12 protein-coding genes are annotated in these 16,207 nt (G+C 48.8%); 1 reads left to right on the plus strand and 11 read right to left on the minus strand.

Translation table 11 applies throughout. From position 1 onward, the window contains the following. The first annotated feature begins 411 nt into the window (after positions 1-411). Positions 412-2,325: a glycoside hydrolase family 127 protein gene (locus tag ACIFSR_RS31000; protein WP_430062666.1), complete on the plus strand. Its 1,914-nt coding sequence runs from the start codon at positions 412-414 to the stop codon at positions 2,323-2,325. Between the two features lie 52 nt (positions 2,326-2,377). On the opposite strand, the gene ACIFSR_RS31005 is transcribed toward ACIFSR_RS31000, so the two are convergent. From ACIFSR_RS31005 to ACIFSR_RS31055, 11 genes are all read right to left on the minus strand, one after another. Beyond that, positions 2,378-3,256, minus strand: coding sequence for a helix-turn-helix domain-containing protein (locus ACIFSR_RS31005; RefSeq protein ID WP_430062669.1), 879 nt, complete (start codon positions 3,254-3,256; stop codon positions 2,378-2,380). Between the two features lie 91 nt (positions 3,257-3,347). After that, a complete protein-coding gene (locus ACIFSR_RS31010) occupies positions 3,348-3,983 on the minus strand; it encodes a bifunctional 4-hydroxy-2-oxoglutarate aldolase/2-dehydro-3-deoxy-phosphogluconate aldolase (RefSeq protein ID WP_430062672.1) in 636 nt (211 codons plus the stop codon). Further along, positions 3,977-4,966: a 2-dehydro-3-deoxygalactonokinase gene (locus tag ACIFSR_RS31015; RefSeq protein WP_430062675.1), complete on the minus strand. Its 990-nt coding sequence runs from the start codon at positions 4,964-4,966 to the stop codon at positions 3,977-3,979. Before ACIFSR_RS31015 ends, ACIFSR_RS31010 begins: the two co-directional genes overlap by 7 nt. A 44-nt stretch (positions 4,967-5,010) precedes the next feature. Further along, a complete protein-coding gene (locus ACIFSR_RS31020; RefSeq protein ID WP_430062678.1) occupies positions 5,011-6,159 on the minus strand; it encodes a mandelate racemase/muconate lactonizing enzyme family protein in 1,149 nt (382 codons plus the stop codon). Between the two features lie 136 nt (positions 6,160-6,295). After that, complete coding sequence (locus ACIFSR_RS31025; protein ID WP_430062681.1) at positions 6,296-7,078, minus strand: SDR family NAD(P)-dependent oxidoreductase; 783 nt, start codon at positions 7,076-7,078, stop codon at positions 6,296-6,298. Between the two features lie 57 nt (positions 7,079-7,135). Continuing rightward, complete coding sequence (locus ACIFSR_RS31030) at positions 7,136-8,449, minus strand: carbohydrate ABC transporter permease (protein ID WP_430062684.1); 1,314 nt, start codon at positions 8,447-8,449, stop codon at positions 7,136-7,138. A 4-nt stretch (positions 8,450-8,453) separates the two neighbouring features. Further along, positions 8,454-9,323 (minus strand): carbohydrate ABC transporter permease, encoded by an 870-nt coding sequence (locus ACIFSR_RS31035; protein ID WP_430062687.1) that lies wholly within the window; start codon positions 9,321-9,323, stop codon positions 8,454-8,456. Between the two features lie 63 nt (positions 9,324-9,386). After that, entirely contained in the window at positions 9,387-10,787 is a 1,401-nt protein-coding gene (locus ACIFSR_RS31040; RefSeq protein ID WP_430062690.1) for an extracellular solute-binding protein, read from the minus strand. 448 nt (positions 10,788-11,235) lie between these two features. Continuing rightward, positions 11,236-12,615, minus strand: a complete 1,380-nt coding sequence (locus tag ACIFSR_RS31045) for an extracellular solute-binding protein (RefSeq protein ID WP_430062692.1) — start codon at positions 12,613-12,615, stop codon at positions 11,236-11,238. 26 nt (positions 12,616-12,641) lie between these two features. Beyond that, a complete protein-coding gene (locus ACIFSR_RS31050; protein WP_430062695.1) occupies positions 12,642-14,261 on the minus strand; it encodes a helix-turn-helix domain-containing protein in 1,620 nt (539 codons plus the stop codon). Then, positions 14,242-16,113 carry a sensor histidine kinase gene (locus tag ACIFSR_RS31055; protein ID WP_430062698.1) on the minus strand — a complete coding sequence of 624 codons (1,872 nt, stop codon included), beginning with the start codon at positions 16,111-16,113 and terminating at the stop codon, positions 14,242-14,244. Before ACIFSR_RS31055 ends, ACIFSR_RS31050 begins: the two co-directional genes overlap by 20 nt. Positions 16,114-16,207: the final 94 nt, after the last annotated feature.

A 16,207-nucleotide genomic window follows, 5' to 3' on the forward strand; every position in this document is an offset into this window, starting at 1 on the left:
TCGGAGCATCCGCTTCATTCCAGAGAGATTAGCTGCTCAACGTAAACTTAAATCGCCGTCAATCCGCCTCATTACCCCAAACTGATGAAAGTAACCGTACCTTCTGCAGTTAACAGCTTTCTACAAGACGCCAATCGCATAAATAACTGTAGGTTTTGCAGGAAATGAGTGTCTGTGAGTTCCGAGAACTCCGAGAAATCTGAGGGAGAGCAAATTGAGCCGTGACAAAAAATTATAAGTAGGATTTATCCGCCAACTAGAATTTCGTTTTCAACTGTTTTTGTAAATTTAGAAATTCTAAGGTGGTAAAAAAGGTACTACTTTTGTATGGTATAGTGCATGGCTGTCCATACCCCAATCTCGTTAAAATATAGGCAGCAGGGCAATCGATACTTAACTGGAGGGTTTACCGTGGAACAGGATATGAGAAGAGTAAAACCATTAAATATGACCGATGCCAAATGGACGACGGGCTTCTGGGCGGATCGCTTCCACCTCTGCCATGAAGAGATGATCGAATCCATGGAGAAGGCTATTCATGTGAAGGAAAACGGCACTTATATGCCAAATTTTGAGGTAGCTGCAGGACTCAAGTCAGACCGGCATTACGGCGAAGATTGGTCTGACGGAGATTGCTATAAATTCCTGGAGGCTTGCGCACATGTCTATTCCATTACAAAGGATGCTGCGCTTGACCAGAAGATGGATAAGTACATTGGCTTTATTGCCAAGGCTCAAGATCCCGACGGCTACATCAGCACCAACATTCAGCTGAGCCACAAGAAGCGCTGGGGACAACGCATTTACCATGAAGACTATAACTTCGGTCATCTGCTTACTACCGCATGCGTTCATCATACAGCAACCGGCAAAACGAACTTCCTGGAGATCGCCATAAAAGCGGCTGATTACCTGAACGAAACCTTCAACCCATGTCCGAAGCATCTCATCCATTACGGCTGGAATCCTTCCAATATTATGGGACTTGTTGATCTTCATCGCATTACCGGCAATGAGACCTACCTAAAGCTAGCCGATATATTTATGACAATGAGAGGCGCCGGCTACGGAGGAGAGGATCAGAACCAGGATCGCACGCCGCTGCGGGAAGAGTCCGAAGCGACCGGACATGCCGTAACCGCCGTTTACTTGTACGCTGGCGCTGCCGACGTCTATTCCCATACGGGCGAAGAGGCTGTCATGCATGCGCTTGAGAAAATTTGGGACAATATGTACACCAAGAAGATGTATCTTACGGGCGGTATCGGCTCCATCTACAACGGCCTGTCTCCGAACGGCGACAAGATCTGGGAAGCGTTCGGCACCGACTACCATCTGCCTAACCGCTCCGCTTACACGGAGACATGCGCCAATATCGGCAATGCCATGTGGTCGATGCGCATGTTCAATCTGACGCAGGATCCGAAGTATATGGATGTGTTCGAGAAGGTTGTCTATAACAGCCTGCTGGGCTCCATGACGCTGGACGGCCATCATTTCTGCTATACGAATCCGCTGGAGACAAGAAACGGCAAGCTCTTCAACCATCACTCAGCGCAAACTCAGCATTTCAGAACCGCAAGATGGTTCACGCATACCTGCTACTGCTGCCCGCCGCAGGTGCTTCGTACGTTGGCGAGACTGAATCAATGGGCTTACGGACAATCCAGTGACGGTTTGTATATTCATCTGTACAGCGGCAATGAGTTGAACACGACTCTGACCTCCGGTGAAACGCTTAGCCTGACCATGAAATCCGACTTCCCTGCGGATGAGATCGTGTCAATTACGATTAACAGCTCGTTAACTATTGAATCCGCCATCTATCTCCGCATTCCTCAGTGGGCTGACGGCGCAACAGTTAAGGTGAATGGTGTTCAGCAAGCCCAAACAGCAGCCGGCTCCTACTTCGAGCTGAAGCGCAAGTGGCAAGCAAACGATCAGATTGAGCTTATTCTCCCTATGCAAGTGAAACGTATAGTCGCCAATCCGATGGTCGAGGAAGCTCGCGGACAGGTTGCCTTCATGTATGGTCCGTTTGTCTACTGCCTGGAGAGCATTGATCTGCCTGAAGATATTGCAATTGATCAAATTCGCATACCGCTTCGCACGCAATTCGAGGCGCGCTATGACCATGAGCTACTCGGTGGTGTTACTAAATTACAGGGCACTGCCTTGAAAATTGCACAGGAGGATCATTCCGATACCCTCTACAAGCCTTTTGAATCGCTTGATATGGAGGAGATCGAAGTGACGCTTGTCCCTTATTATGCATGGAATAACCGCGGGCAGTCCGATATGTCCGTCTGGCTTCCTCTTATCTAATAATAGATATCCGTTTACTAGCCTTGGACGATTTCCTCGTTCGAGGCTAGTTTTATTGGAAGGTCCCCTTGTCATAATATCCCCTCTTGAGATAATCCGAGGGGCTGTACCCCGTCACCTGCTTGAATATTCGGGTGAAATAATACGGATTGTTGTAGCCTAGCTTCTCGCTGATTTGCGATATATTGAGCCGGCTTTCACTGAACAGACGGATGGCCTCCTTTACCTTCGCTTCCATAATGAAACGGCGAATCGACATACCCGCTTCTCTGGAAAACACTCTGCTCATATAGGAATAGTTTAACTGCAAGGACTCAGCAAGCTGCTCAGAACGAATATCCTGATGAAGATGCTGCTGTACGAAGGCTTTGACATCATCATATAGTTTATGCCGTTTCTTATTCATATCAGATACATCCCTGTACAGCTCGAGCAGCAAATCAAGAGTACCAATATTGAGCTTCAGCCTGTCGTAGGAGGTTCCCATCGCAAAGTGATGAAGAAGCTTATTCAGTCGCACACACATACCCTGAAAGTCGCTGACCTTGAGTCGTTTCAGCTCGATGGCTTGCGGCAGTTGACCTGTCATCAGGCTCGTCCCCCGAGCTGCTGCAGTCTCAGTCTCTACCTTCTTCGTCTCATTATTCTCCATCTCCGGAGCGCCGAACGTGATCCAATACCATTCGGAATCCGGCAGTGTTAGCGGCAAGCCGTAATGACGGATACCATGCTTCATCAGGAAAACTTCTCCAGGAGATATGGCATGCTCGATTTCATCTTCAATAATATGGACAAGCCCTTCCCTGACAAAAATCAAAACGTCATGAGGCAGCACGCGGTCCATATGAGCCCATAACGCATTCGTCCTGAACAAACCTGCATTGTCCACGGCAGGCACCCGATCCGTTCGGAATTTGACGGTATGCTGCATGATCAGCAACGCCTCCTTGTCACATTCCAACCAAAAGAGGAATCGCCGCAACGATTCCTCCATCATGATCATGTATATATCCTACCATTGTTTAATCCGAGGATTCAATATGACGAACGAGTTCACGCGCATTGGACGTTATCGCAGTATAGTTATGCGTCATTACATCAGCATGTGAGACCAGTCCGCTTCCGGCTCCAACCGCAATAGCTCCGGCTTGAATATAAGAAGCTGCAAGAGGAGCTGTTACCCCGCCAACCGCAATAAATTTGACATTATTCAAGGGTGCCAGCAGCTCCTTCATATAGCCAGGACCAAATGTGGTGCATGGAAACAACTTCACGAGCGGCGCTCCAGCAGCAGTGGCGCGGAGTATCTCGGTCGGCGTAAGCGCTCCGGGGATCGGAGTACTGGAGCGGGATAGTGCCGCATCAATGATTCTCTCATCCACATGGGGCGATATCAGAAATTCAGCGCCTGCGTCAATCGCTTGATTCACGTTCTCCTTCGATACGACGGTCCCCGCCCCGATCGCCATCCTTCCCTCATATGTTTTCCTCATCACACGTATGCCATCAAGGGCGTATTCCGAATTAAGCGTAATTTCGGCTACGCGAATACCGCCGTCATAGAGCGCTTCCATGACTCTCGGCAATCTATCGAGCGGCACATTGCGAAGAATAGCAACCACTTTACTCATTTCTATTTGTTGCTTAACGGTTAACATCCATTCATCTCCTCTTTATACTTCCGGTATAAATTCGCCGCACCATGAACGTTTAATATGCCCGACTCTTCCTCTGGCACAACTCGAACGGCAATATTCGGGTAATATTCACTAAGAATTGGAACAATGATGGAAGGGAACAAGCTCCTTCCATATATGACGATTTCCTCGACACCGCGCAGCAACTCCTCCGTCAGCATGGCCAAGTCCTGATAAACGATGACTCCAATCAGGAAGCTTGTCGACAACTGTTTGTCCTGTTTGTTCAGAACATTCAGCGTTCGCACTTGAAAGAAAGCTCGTCCCGCGCCGAATTGCCTAGCCGCTTCTAATCCTTTCCGAACCCAATCCAAGTCCGGTGCCACTTCATCAAGCGGTATCGTATTGTCCTTAAGAATTGTATGCTTCATAACAGCCATCATCAGTTCACCGGAAATGGACGTGCTGCTGCTTACGATGGAATGCTCCCAGGTTTTGATCCACTTGTGGTGTGAGCCGTAATGCATGAACAGTCGCCCCTTAACGCCATTCTCCTCTGCCGCTACTTGTTCCAAATAACCGCACAGCTCGGTCTCCTCGCCTCGAATCATATCCCGATCCACACCTTCCTCTCCCTTGAATTTTACACCAGGTATGAACAGGACAGGGTGAGGGAACAACTCAGGGAACGCGAAACGCCTGATCGATCTGGATAAATCCTCCAGCCTTACCGGGCCCGAGAGATGTTCGATCTCAATCAATCCCGCCCTCGAGGTTATCATCCCAGAAGCGACAATATCTTGAACCTCTCTAATCGCCTCCGGCTCGGCGGCAACGAGCTCTTCGTAGCTTTCCTTCAATGCACGCATCAATCCGGCGTTGCTTCCGGATTGCACTGCGTCGCTCGCCCCTGTATGCTTCGTAACGCTGGCGAGCAGCTTATCCCCATCCAGCATCCTCATTCGGCAATTGGTTGTTCCACAATCAATAACAATTACTTTCATTCCTCATCCCACCCTTTTCCAGCCGCATAGATTCGCTGCTTGCTTCAAGCCTTCACCGCATATTTCTCAACAATCTCGCGATTGATTTCCACACCGATGCCAGGTCCGTCCGGTATCGCTACCATTCCGTCCCTCATCGTAATCGCATGACCGATTAAATCCGCCCGAAACGGATGGGAGGATTGATCGTACTCCAGCATCGGCTCTTCCGGGAAGAGGCCTAGCGGAGCAGGCGCCAGCGAAGCAATAAATTGAAGCGATGCGGCAAGTCCGACTCCCGATCCCCATACATGCGGAATCATCATCGTATTCCAGGCTTGCGCGAGTGTGGCGATCTTCTTACATTCGGTGAATCCTCCGGAGGAACACAGATCAGGCTGCACGATATCCAGCGCACCTTGCGCGATCCAGTTCCGGTACCCGATCTTGCCGAACAGGTTTTCCCCAGAAGCAATCAGGGTACCCGTCAAATGCCGGATAGCTTTGTAGCCTTCTATGTCTTCCGGTGCAAGCAATTCCTCCATAAAATACAACCTGGACGCTTCCGATTCCAATAACAGTCTTCGCGCCAAACCCGTGTTATACGCGCCGTTGGCATCCGCCATCAGACGAGTATCCGGACCAATTACTTCTCTGACAGCACGGATCAGCGCCAGATCCTCCTCAATGCCGAATCCGATCTTAAGCTTCATGGCACGAAGTCCGTTCGCCTTATGCTGCAAGGCCTCTGTCACGCCATCTGCCGGGTAGCTTCCCTTCCCGGTCCGGTAGAAACCCGTTGCGTAAGGCATGACCTGCTCGCGGAATGTGCCTCCGAGCAGCTTACTGACGGGAAGACCGCAGCCCTTGCCCTTAATATCCCATAAGGCAATATCCAGGCCGCTAATGGCATTCACCGCCGCGCCCCCTTGACCGTAAGGGCGGGAGATGTTGTACATTTGCTCCCACAGCACATCCGTATCATGTGGATCTCTTCCAATTAATAATGGAGCAAATGCATGATGGATGAATGCCGCGGCGATCTCAGGCGGCTGCAGTCCGTGACACAGGCACTCTCCCCAACCCGTAATACCTTCATCCGTCTCTACCTCAACCAACACGGATGAGCGCTGCTTCACCCATCCTTGCGAGAAATAGAAAGGTTCCTCCAACTCCGACTTCATGACATGCACATGAACGTTTGTTATCCGCATTCTGCATTCCCCTTTGTGTTCGATTACTTCAATTATATTTCATCCATTTTCTATGTCAAATTAAATTTTATATTTAAATTAATATCAGAAAAATAAGACGCTTCAGCTAAAGAGCTGAATCGTCTTATTGGCTGTATTAGTAGTCATTGTGCAGCCGAACCGATACTCCGCCGTCAATGACAATAGAAGAGCCGGTCATATACGACGATTTCTCGCTTGCAAGAAAGGCTACCAACTCTCCAATCTCGGCAGGCTCCGCCATTCTCCCCAAAGGTATGTTGCGGGTCATCTCGGCTTCCTTCGTCTTTCGCTCATCCGGAGGAATGGCCCGCAGATAACGATCCATCCCGACATTCCGCGTCAATCCGGGCAACACACAATTGATCCGGATGCCGAACGGCGCCAGCTCCAACGCCAGGCTCCTCGACATGGCCGCAATTCCCCCCTTGATTGCAGCATAGGAGCTGAAGCCAGGCAGCGTAACTTGAGCATGAACGGAGGCGATATTAATAATGGACCCGGACTGGTTCCGTTTCATATGCGGCAGCACTTGTTGAATAAGCAAGAACTGTCCCTTCAAGTCCGTTCTTAATACACGGTCGAATTCCTCCGATGGTATCTGCTCCACCGGCTTGTAGTAATGTGTGCCGACATTATTGACCAGAATGTCGACATTCCCCAGCCTGGAGATCGTCTGCTGCACAGCCTCATGAATTTCAGACTCCTTGGATACATCCGTTCGAATGAATATTACTTCAGCGCCAGATGCCGTGAGCTCCTGCAGCGCAGCATGGCCCGCTTCTTCATTACAGTCCAGCATCGCAACGCGGCAACCCTCCCTGAGCAGAATCTCGACCACTCCTTTGCCGATTCCGCCCGCCGCTCCTGTGACGATTGCTACCTTCCCTTTCCCTGTCATAACCGAACAAGCCCCCTGTCCTTATAGCCCTTAACCGCGTCAGCCTGAGGTCAGCTATTAGCCCTTGACGCCTGAGAACGCTACGCCTTTCTCGATATACTTCTGAGCGAACAAGAAGATTAGCAGAAGAGGGATCATGGATACGAATGCGCTGGCCATCAACATATTCTGTAGCACGCTCGGCTGATTCTGCAAGTCGTTAAGCGCAACAGTGAACGTCCAGTACTTAGGGGAGCTGTTCACGATAAGCGGCCACAGAAACTCGTTCCAGACTGGAATGAAAGTCATGACGCCAACCGTTGTGAATATCGGAATCGACAGCGGCGTGACGATCTGCAGAAACGTTCTGAGCTCCGATGCGCCATCCACTCTCGCAGCCTGCAGAAGCTCCCTCGATACTTGATCGAAAAAGCCTTTGAACAGGAAGATGACAATCCCCCAGGCGGTATGAGGCAAGATGACTGCCAGCAGCGAGTTAACCAGACCTAGATCCTTCATTAAGAGATATAACGGCAGCAGCAAGGAGATATCGGGAATCATGATCGTAGCCAGGAAGAACATGATCCAGAAGAACTTCCACTTCTTGCTCTCGATCAGATGCGCAAGGGTATAACCCGCAAGCCCGCCCAGCACCATCTGTACGAGAACGCTGGCTACGGTAATAATCGCACTGTTCAAGAAATATTGGGCGAAGCCTAATGCTCCGGCCGTATCTTGTGCCACCTTATTTAATGCCGTATAGCTGCTGAAGATACGAATCCAATTGGATTCCTCGCTAATGGTAACAACTTGACCCTTGACTAACTCATTGGATTGATAGAAGGCAGAGAAGCGGCCTGCCAGATCAGACTCAGCAATAGCCGAAGACACCTGGACGCTCTTCCCCTTCTCTCCCTCCCACTCGAACTTAGACAGCTTGTTCTCTCGAATGATAGAGAGCTTCTTATCCATCATCTTGTCGTTGAAGATCGTTGTTGGCACAACCTTTGGCTGTCCTACGAAGAACATTGAGGAGACAGTCTCCGCCGTATAGAGCTTACGCCCGTCCTTCACCCCTGTAATCGTCACATCACCGATGCTCTCCCGAATATTTTTCATCCAAGGGTACCAGATCGCTCTCATCGCGTCTTTCTCGTAAAACTCCCGATCAGTCTCCGCAATACCTGTATAGTCGATCGTAACTTGAATCGATTGCGGAATCGTCGGCAGCCACTTGGGCGGATAGGAGTTAATATCCTTTTCTGTCTTAAGCGACGAAGCGAACATCCACAGTATAGGGATCAACGCAAAGATTACGAACGATATCGTCACAATATAGGCCGTAATCTTCAGCGATCTTCCCCCTTTTTCCCTTATGCGTGTACGTTCCATATGATCAATCCTTTTCTGCGGAGATTTTATTCTGAATAATAGTCAGCAACGCAATCACAATAAACATGAATACGGATACGGCTCCGGAGATGCCGAATCGGGATTGCTGGAAGGCCGAGTTAACCACAAGCATAGATACCACGGTAGTACTGCCTGCTGGTCCGCCTTGCGTCATAATATATATATGGTCATAAGCAAGTAACACGCTTGACATGAAGGCTACAAATTGAATAACGATAATAAATTTGATGTTCGGCAGAAGCATCGTCCACATTCTTTTCCACGGACCTGCCCCATCCATCTTGGCCGCCTCCAATATTTCAGTTGGAATCGACTTGAGTGCGGAATAATAGAGCAGCAGGGAAATCCCATTGCCGGCGAATACCGCAGGCAGGACGATTGCAAGCTTGGTCATATTGGCATCATTCAACCATAAGTAAGGACCTAGTCCTAAGAATTCAAGCCAGTAGTTCAACAAACCAAAATCCGGGTTATACATCCATTTCCAGACGAGAACTCCGCCTACAAGCGGCATGATGGTCGGCAATTGATACATAAAGCGGAAGAAAGCATTGCCCTTCCGAATATCGATCAGGAACAACGCCTGAACAATTGGAATCCAGAATGTCAGGCCTAAATATAGAGCAAAAAATATAAATGTATTCGAAATCGCTTGCCAGAATGTTGTTGATTTCAGAAATTCCGTATAATTGGCGAAGCCGATGAATTTGCCAGGCGGATTAACAATGCTGTAATCAAAAAAACTAATATAAGCCATATTCAGTAATGGATAGTACTTAAACAGCACATAACAAATCACGGACGGCAACAGAAACAGCACAGGCACCCAGCGAATGTTTAATTTACGTAACATATGTCTCCCTCACCCCAAGAACAGCTATCGGGATTCCCCCAGAAGGAGGAATCCCAATGGCTATTATTTTTTGATTTCTTCGTTGTATTTGTCTACGACTTCACGCTGTGCCAAATCTTGAGCTTTCTGCATAACCGCCAGTGGATCAGCTTTCTCATCCAGAAGCACTTCTTGAACCGCTTTTACCACATACGGGCTGAGACGTGCCTTCAGGAAGTATTCCAGACGACCCTCGCCAGCTGCAGCCTGCACATTCTCGACCAGATCTTGAGGCATACCCTCCACGAATTGCGAAGCATCCACATCGGTTCTTACGTTCAGCAGATTCGGGAAGATGCCGTTGTCCATCTGATACTGCAGCAAGCCATCCTGTACTTCCTTCGACACGAGGTAAGTCGCATACGTGAACGCTGCTTGCTGTTTCTCAGGCGATGCCTTCGGATTAAAGATCAACACTGATCCGCCTACTTGCGCAGGAGACGATCCGCCAGGTCCAGGAGGCAATGCCGCGAAGCCAATATTCTCGATATCCATCCCCGCGGAGACCATGGCGCCAAACCAGTTGGAAGCGGAAATCATAGAAGCTGCACGGCCTTGATGGAAGTCATTCGAGTTTTCATCCAGGCTTTGTACGACATTCTTTTGCGTTGCTTTGTATTTGAATTTGAGATCTTGATAGTATTTAAGCGCCTGCACAGCCGGCTCCGACGTGAACGTCAGCTTAGCCGTTCCATCTTCCTGCTGCTCTGTCAGATCCCCGCCTGCTTGCCATACATAATATTCGAAGAACCAGTCAGCCCAGTCCATACCCAGCAAGGCATAGCCATATTGATTTTTTGAGGCATCCGACAGCTTCTGTGCCGCTTCGCCGAATGATTCCCAGTTCTTCAGCGCTTCTGCTGCATCCAGTCCAGCATCGGCAAACATTTGTTTGTTGTAAGCAAGACCCGTTACGTACATGAAGTTCGGAATACCGTAAATGATGCCGTCTCTTGTCGCTGCTTGCGTTGCAGAAGGCAAGAACTGATCCTTCTCAGCGTAATTGTTCCACAGCTCTGTAATATCAGCTGTAATGCCTTGATCGATATAGGACTCCATATCAGGGAACGCATTGGCATACAGATCCGGCTGCTCGCCGCCGACAACAGCTGTCATGAACTGCTCTCTTTCTTTGGTCAGCGTTTGCATTACATGCTCGACTTTAATTTTCGGATATTTGTCAGCGAAATCCTTGAATACCTGCTCCCAGTAAGGCTTAGCCGGGTCTCCGTCCTGCGGCATGTCCCATGCAACGATCTCAACCACTTCATCTGTTGAAGGCGGTGTTGAAGGCGAATCGCCGCCGATCGGGTTGTTAGAACCGCTTCCGTTATTGACGCCATTGTTGCCCGAGCACGCCGACATAACCAGTGATACGGCGAGCGTCATCGTAAGGATCGATGCCCATTTTGATTTCTTTTTCATTGCGAGGTCCCCCATTCGATTGATGTGCTTTGTTTAACACTTTTTATTGTAAGGGGACAGCGCTCATGTACCGTAAGAATATATTAAGCTGTTCATACGAAAATCTTAAGTTTCGACCAATAGCCGGGCGAACGGATCATTCAAGAATCCAGATTCCAGATCGATGGATCGGAGAATGTGTCGTTGCATAGCAGGTCGTTACGAGGCCTCCACATCCTACAGTTATTTTAGAATATTCTGCCCCCTTTCAGAGAGTTTGCCTGTAAAACCTACATTTAAATTTTAGTCAAACCGCTCATTTCCCCAAAAACCATAAATTTAGATGTACGTTCTGCATGTAGCGACGATCATAAAGGATCTATCAAAAAAATAACTGTACTTTTTACATATAGAGAATCGGTTGAAAAGCCAAGTTCATCTTCAGACAACAAAAAAACGAGCAGAGCCCTTACTGGGGCGCTCCGCTCGTCTTCATCGTAATCTCGCTGTTATAGGGGTCCACAACCTCGCGCTGTGCCAGCTCTTGGGCTTTGTCCAACACCTCGAAGGGATCGGTTTCTTCGTCTAATAGCACCTCCTGTACGGCTTTCGAAACATAGGGGCTCAGCCTCGATTTCAGGAAATATTCGAGACGGCTTTCATCTACTGCTTTCTGAATATTGTGAATCAGTGCTGCTGGCATACCTTCCACATAGGAGGAGGGGTCGACATCCATACGGACCGACAGTAAATTCGGCATAATGCCATTCTCCTTTTGGAATTTCAGCAGCTCCTCCACAGCATATTTGGATGTGAAGAAGGTTGCATAGGTGAACGCCGCCCGCCTCTTCTCCTCGGAGGCATTCGGATTCAACATCCATATCCCTCCGCCTATTTGGGCCAGTGATACTCCAGCAGGACCTGGAGGCAGCATCGTTGTGCCGATATCCTTCATATTAATGCCTGCTGCAATCATTTCGCCGAACCAATTCGATGTGGTAATCATGGTGGCCGCTTTGCCCGCATAAAAATCCTTTTTGTTGTCGTCCAGACTTTGCAGGACATTCAGTTGAGTAGCCTTATACTGAAACCTCAGCTCCTTGAAATATTGAAGCGCCTTAACGGCTGGTTCCGAAGTGAAGGTCAGCTTGACCGTGCCATCCTCATTTTTGCTCGTTAAGTCTCCGCCTGCCTGCCACACATAATATTCATAGAACCAATCCGCCCACTCCGTCCCGAGAATGGCGTGTCCATAACGATTGTTCGCTCTGTCAGTCATCTGCTGAGCCGCTAATCCGAATGATTTCCAGCTCTCAAAGGCTTCATCCGGCTTCAGGCCACTCTCTTCGAATAATCGCTTATTATAAAGCAAGCTTGTTACATACATAAAATTCGGAATGCCATAGATTCGCCCGTCCTTCGATGCAACATTCATAGCGATCGGCGAAAAACTCACACGGTCCGCGTATGCCTCCCACATCTCGGTAATATCTGCCGGTATGCCCTGATCCATATAGGATTCCATATCGGGAAAAGCCGTATTGTACAGATCTGGCTGCTCGCCCCCGGCAACTGCCGTCATGAATTGCTCCCGCTCCTTCTGATAAGCGGCCTCCAGATGTATGACGCGTATGTTAGGATACAACTCCTCAAATTCCTTGAACATGCGCTCATAATAAGGCTTGTCTGCCGAGCCGACATATGGCTTGTCCCAAACAATAATCTCCACCACGTGCTGGGGCGAATCTCCATTAAGCAGCAAGTCATCTTGCCTTGAGCATGCCGTTAGTAATGATAAAGAGATGATGACCATCGCAACAGTCGCCCTCCCAAGATTATTCATCCTCATGGTCCATACCTCCTTCCGGGCTGTGCTTATTCAACGAGATGCCTGTCTCTGTACTGCTTCGGCGTTTCACCGTATCGCTTACGGAACACACTGCCGAAGTAAGCCGCATCTTCGAAGCCGACACGTTCACTGACTTCACGTACTTTCAAATCTGTCTCCAGCAGCAATGCTGCGGCTTCCTTCATGCGAACCCCGTTCAAATAATCAACAAAGGATTCGCCGTACTTCTCTTTGAAGCGCTTGGAGAAGTAATTCGGATGAATGAAGAATCGTTCCGCAATCTGCTGTAGATGAATCGGCTCGGCATAATGCCGTTCCAGATACAAGCGAACCGCTTCCATAATTTCTTTGCCCTCTAGACTGCTGTGCTTGGATAATAATCCAATCATATTCGTGACGAGATGCTTCATTCTTTCGACGATGTCATCCCATGCCATCGATTGCTGAAGCTCTCGCTGCAAATCCGCTAATTCTCCGATCGCCCACTTGGAATCGGTAGCGTTGGCAAGCAAATATTTGTTGAGATACAGGTACAAATCCACGCAGAACCACTCGACCAGCAAATACGTAGAGCCTGGATCCTGCACAATTGCGCCTAACCGACGTTCGATCCATCGATGAATCTTGTCCGTCTCGAGCTTGTGAATCCAATCGCCGAGAAGCTTCCCATCTTCATTCCCGATAAACGATTTGCGCTGAGCCTCCTGAGGGTAATGCATAGCCTGATTAGACTGATAGATACGGTTGCTGCCGTGCAGGATGGCATTTCGAGCAATTTGCTTCGCTTCCCTGTAGCTCTCCTGCAACTTGGCAATTTGCACTTGATAGAGGCCAACGCCGATTGTAACACTCAGCTTCAGGTATTTGCGAATGCCGAAGGATATAGACTCCAAGGTAGACGCTACAGCCGCCGCATCCTGCCCTTGTCCTAGACCCAGCACGTATACCAGCTCATAGCGCCGCAACGAATGGTGAACAAGTATCCCATGAATTCGGCTCGCGAGGAACCGCTCCGTCACGATATTTTTGATGGCGAACCATAACAGCTCCTCCTCCTCTATGCCGAAGGATTGATGGGGAACCTTGAATGGCTCCAGCTGAATGACAACGGCCGTGAAGCTATTCGCATGAGCCGCCAAGTTATCCAGTTCCTCAACCGCAACTGAAAAATCCGCTTCCTGGAGAAACTGTGTTAACGCCTGCTGCTTCGCTGCTTCCTGACTTGTCTCGGCTACCGACTTCAGCTCTTTAATCATCTGGTCGGTCTGCTTCTCCGCTTCCTTCCGATCGAGCAGCGTGGATAGGGTCGTGTACAGCTCATCATCTTCAACCGGCTTGACCAAGTAGTTGCTAACTCCATAACGAATTGCTTGTTGCGCATAATCAAACTGGTCGAATCCGGTTATAATGATGAACTTCGCCTTCGGATCAACCTCTGTCGCTTGACGAATAAAGGTCAAACCATCCATGCCCGGCATCTGAATATCGGTAATAATCAGATCCGGGAGCCATTGCTTCATCAGCTCAAGCCCTTTGAACCCGTCACCGCCCTCAGCGACAACCGTTACTGGCAATCGGGTTTGACGTATCTTGTGAATAATGCCTTGTCGAATAATCGGTTCATCATCAAGAACGATAATATTCATCTCGCTCTCCCTCCTGCTCTGACAAGCTGGTCTTGATCGTCATACAAAAGGATGTGCCATATTCCTCCTCGCTGCTGAATGAAATACCATACTGCGCCCCGTATAACATGCGTATACGTGCCTGAACATTCCGTAAGCCGATTGAAGACTGATTGCTTTTTCCCTCATCGTCTACAGATTCGGAATGCAATAAGCTAATAAGCCACTTCTGGCGTTCCTCATCAATAACAGCCCCATTATTCCATATTTTCACCTGAAGGCTTTGTTCATCAAGACGCATGGCTTCGATTCGAACCGTTCCTCCCTCCAGGCTGCGGCTGATCCCGTGATTCATGCTATTCTCAACAAGCGGCTGGAACAGCAATTTCGGAATGGGTACCTTCTCTAGCCCTGGCTCCAAGTAGATGGAATAGTCCAGTCGGCTGTCGAAGCGTATCTTCTGGATAGATAAATACAGCCTGATCTGCTGAAATTCCGCCTCCAGATTCGATATATCTTCGCCACTGATATTGTATCTGAACATCTTGGCCAGCGACCTGCTGATCATCGACACCCGATTATCACCATGCACAGAGGCGATACTGTCGATTATGCCTAACGTATTATAGAGGAAGTGCGGATTAATTTGAGATTGCAATGACTTGATTTCCGCATTCTTCTTCACAATTTCCGATTCATACACCTTACTGATCAGCCGTTTGATTTCCCTTGTCATTCGATTAAATGAAGTGCTTAAATATCCGATCTCGTCCTCTGTCCGTATGGGCAGCGTAACGGAATAATTGCCTTTCTCAATCGCTTTCATCCCTTTGCTCAGTTCTTTGAGCGGCGTTATCGTACGCGACGATATCCAACCGGCCAGCAGCATAGAGACCAATAATGTGAACCCGCCGATCCACATCGTCCGCTTGGTCAAGTCATTAACCGATTGCGTCAATAAGCGGGCCGGCACCTCGGAGACAAGCAGCCAGCTTGTATGGCCCAGACTCTCGAAGACAATCAATTGATCCTCTGTGGAGCTTGTCCGGTAATAACGACCTTTACTCACCGAACGGGTAATATTCAGCTCTTCCGCGGACAAGATTTGACGTCCTCGCTCATTCATCATGGCGGAGTAGACGATCGTGCCGTCTTGCCGGTCGATAATATAAGCACGATTCGTGCCCTCTCCCTCGATTTCCATCAGCCACTGCTTCAAGGACTCCGAGGAGAGCGTGTATGCCATAATTCCAATAACCGGCCCCGGCGAGATCAATGAAATATTGCGAATAGCCTGAACATACGATAGGGTATAATCCAGCTGATCTGGACTGAAGCTGTACATATGGGTGGAGAGCCAGGTGCCTTTGCCATTCGCCTCCACTGCAATATCAGTCAAGCGTTTCATCTCGTCTTGCGTGATAGAAGTGGAGACCATGCCGCCAACTCTCATCGAGAAGCCGTCCATCTGCGATATCACAACATTGGACACAATCGGATGATTGTAAACGAAATTAGAGATTTTCCCCCTATAGGAGCTCTGCCCTTCTGGATCCGTGCCCATTCCACGCACAAACTGATGAAAGTCCGTATCGCCGAAGTAGTTCCATGCGAAGCTCTTCACATTAGCGAGATAAGCGTTGAGCGTCGAGGCTGACTGCTGCGTCATTCGCACTTGAGAATCGACAGCCTGCGATCTTAGATCAGCAGCCGTCCGGGTGTAGAAATCAAATACGAGGATAAAAATAATGAAAGCAATAATGAGCGAGAAGGAAAACAGCACCTTGCGATATAAGGACTTCCCGATATAACGATAAATCGAAATTCTTTTCATGAACGACCGCATTCCTGCCTCACCTTCCTTCCTGTCCATTAGACCTGTTCATCCTGCTGATGCGATCTTACATGAAGTTACGAATATATGGCAAGATGCAGGCTACAAATCAGAAGAGGAAAAGAGCACTTGC

It is taken from the genome of Paenibacillus sp. NRS-1760 (genome assembly GCF_050467785.1).
In the GTDB taxonomy this organism is placed as follows: Bacteria; Bacillota; Bacilli; order Paenibacillales; family Paenibacillaceae; genus Pristimantibacillus.

What these genes read in the sequence shown, in the direction of transcription:
- ACIFSR_RS31005 (WP_430062669.1), bottom strand. Translation starts at nt 3,256, where the DNA reads ATGCAGCATACCGTCAAATTCCGAACGGATCGGGTGCCTGCCGTGGAC.
- ACIFSR_RS31010 (WP_430062672.1), bottom strand. Translation starts at nt 3,983, where the DNA reads ATGTTAACCGTTAAGCAACAAATAGAAATGAGTAAAGTGGTTGCTATT.
- ACIFSR_RS31015 (WP_430062675.1), bottom strand. Translation starts at nt 4,966, where the DNA reads ATGAAAGTAATTGTTATTGATTGTGGAACAACCAATTGCCGAATGAGG.
- ACIFSR_RS31020 (WP_430062678.1), bottom strand. Translation starts at nt 6,159, where the DNA reads ATGCGGATAACAAACGTTCATGTGCATGTCATGAAGTCGGAGTTGGAG.
- ACIFSR_RS31025 (WP_430062681.1), bottom strand. Translation starts at nt 7,078, where the DNA reads ATGACAGGGAAAGGGAAGGTAGCAATCGTCACAGGAGCGGCGGGCGGA.
- ACIFSR_RS31030 (WP_430062684.1), bottom strand. Translation starts at nt 8,449, where the DNA reads ATGGAACGTACACGCATAAGGGAAAAAGGGGGAAGATCGCTGAAGATT.
- ACIFSR_RS31035 (WP_430062687.1), bottom strand. Translation starts at nt 9,323, where the DNA reads ATGTTACGTAAATTAAACATTCGCTGGGTGCCTGTGCTGTTTCTGTTG.
- ACIFSR_RS31040 (WP_430062690.1), bottom strand. Translation starts at nt 10,787, where the DNA reads ATGAAAAAGAAATCAAAATGGGCATCGATCCTTACGATGACGCTCGCC.
- ACIFSR_RS31045 (WP_430062692.1), bottom strand. Translation starts at nt 12,615, where the DNA reads ATGAGGATGAATAATCTTGGGAGGGCGACTGTTGCGATGGTCATCATC.
- ACIFSR_RS31050 (WP_430062695.1), bottom strand. Translation starts at nt 14,261, where the DNA reads ATGAATATTATCGTTCTTGATGATGAACCGATTATTCGACAAGGCATT.
- ACIFSR_RS31055 (WP_430062698.1), bottom strand. Translation starts at nt 16,113, where the DNA reads ATGGACAGGAAGGAAGGTGAGGCAGGAATGCGGTCGTTCATGAAAAGA.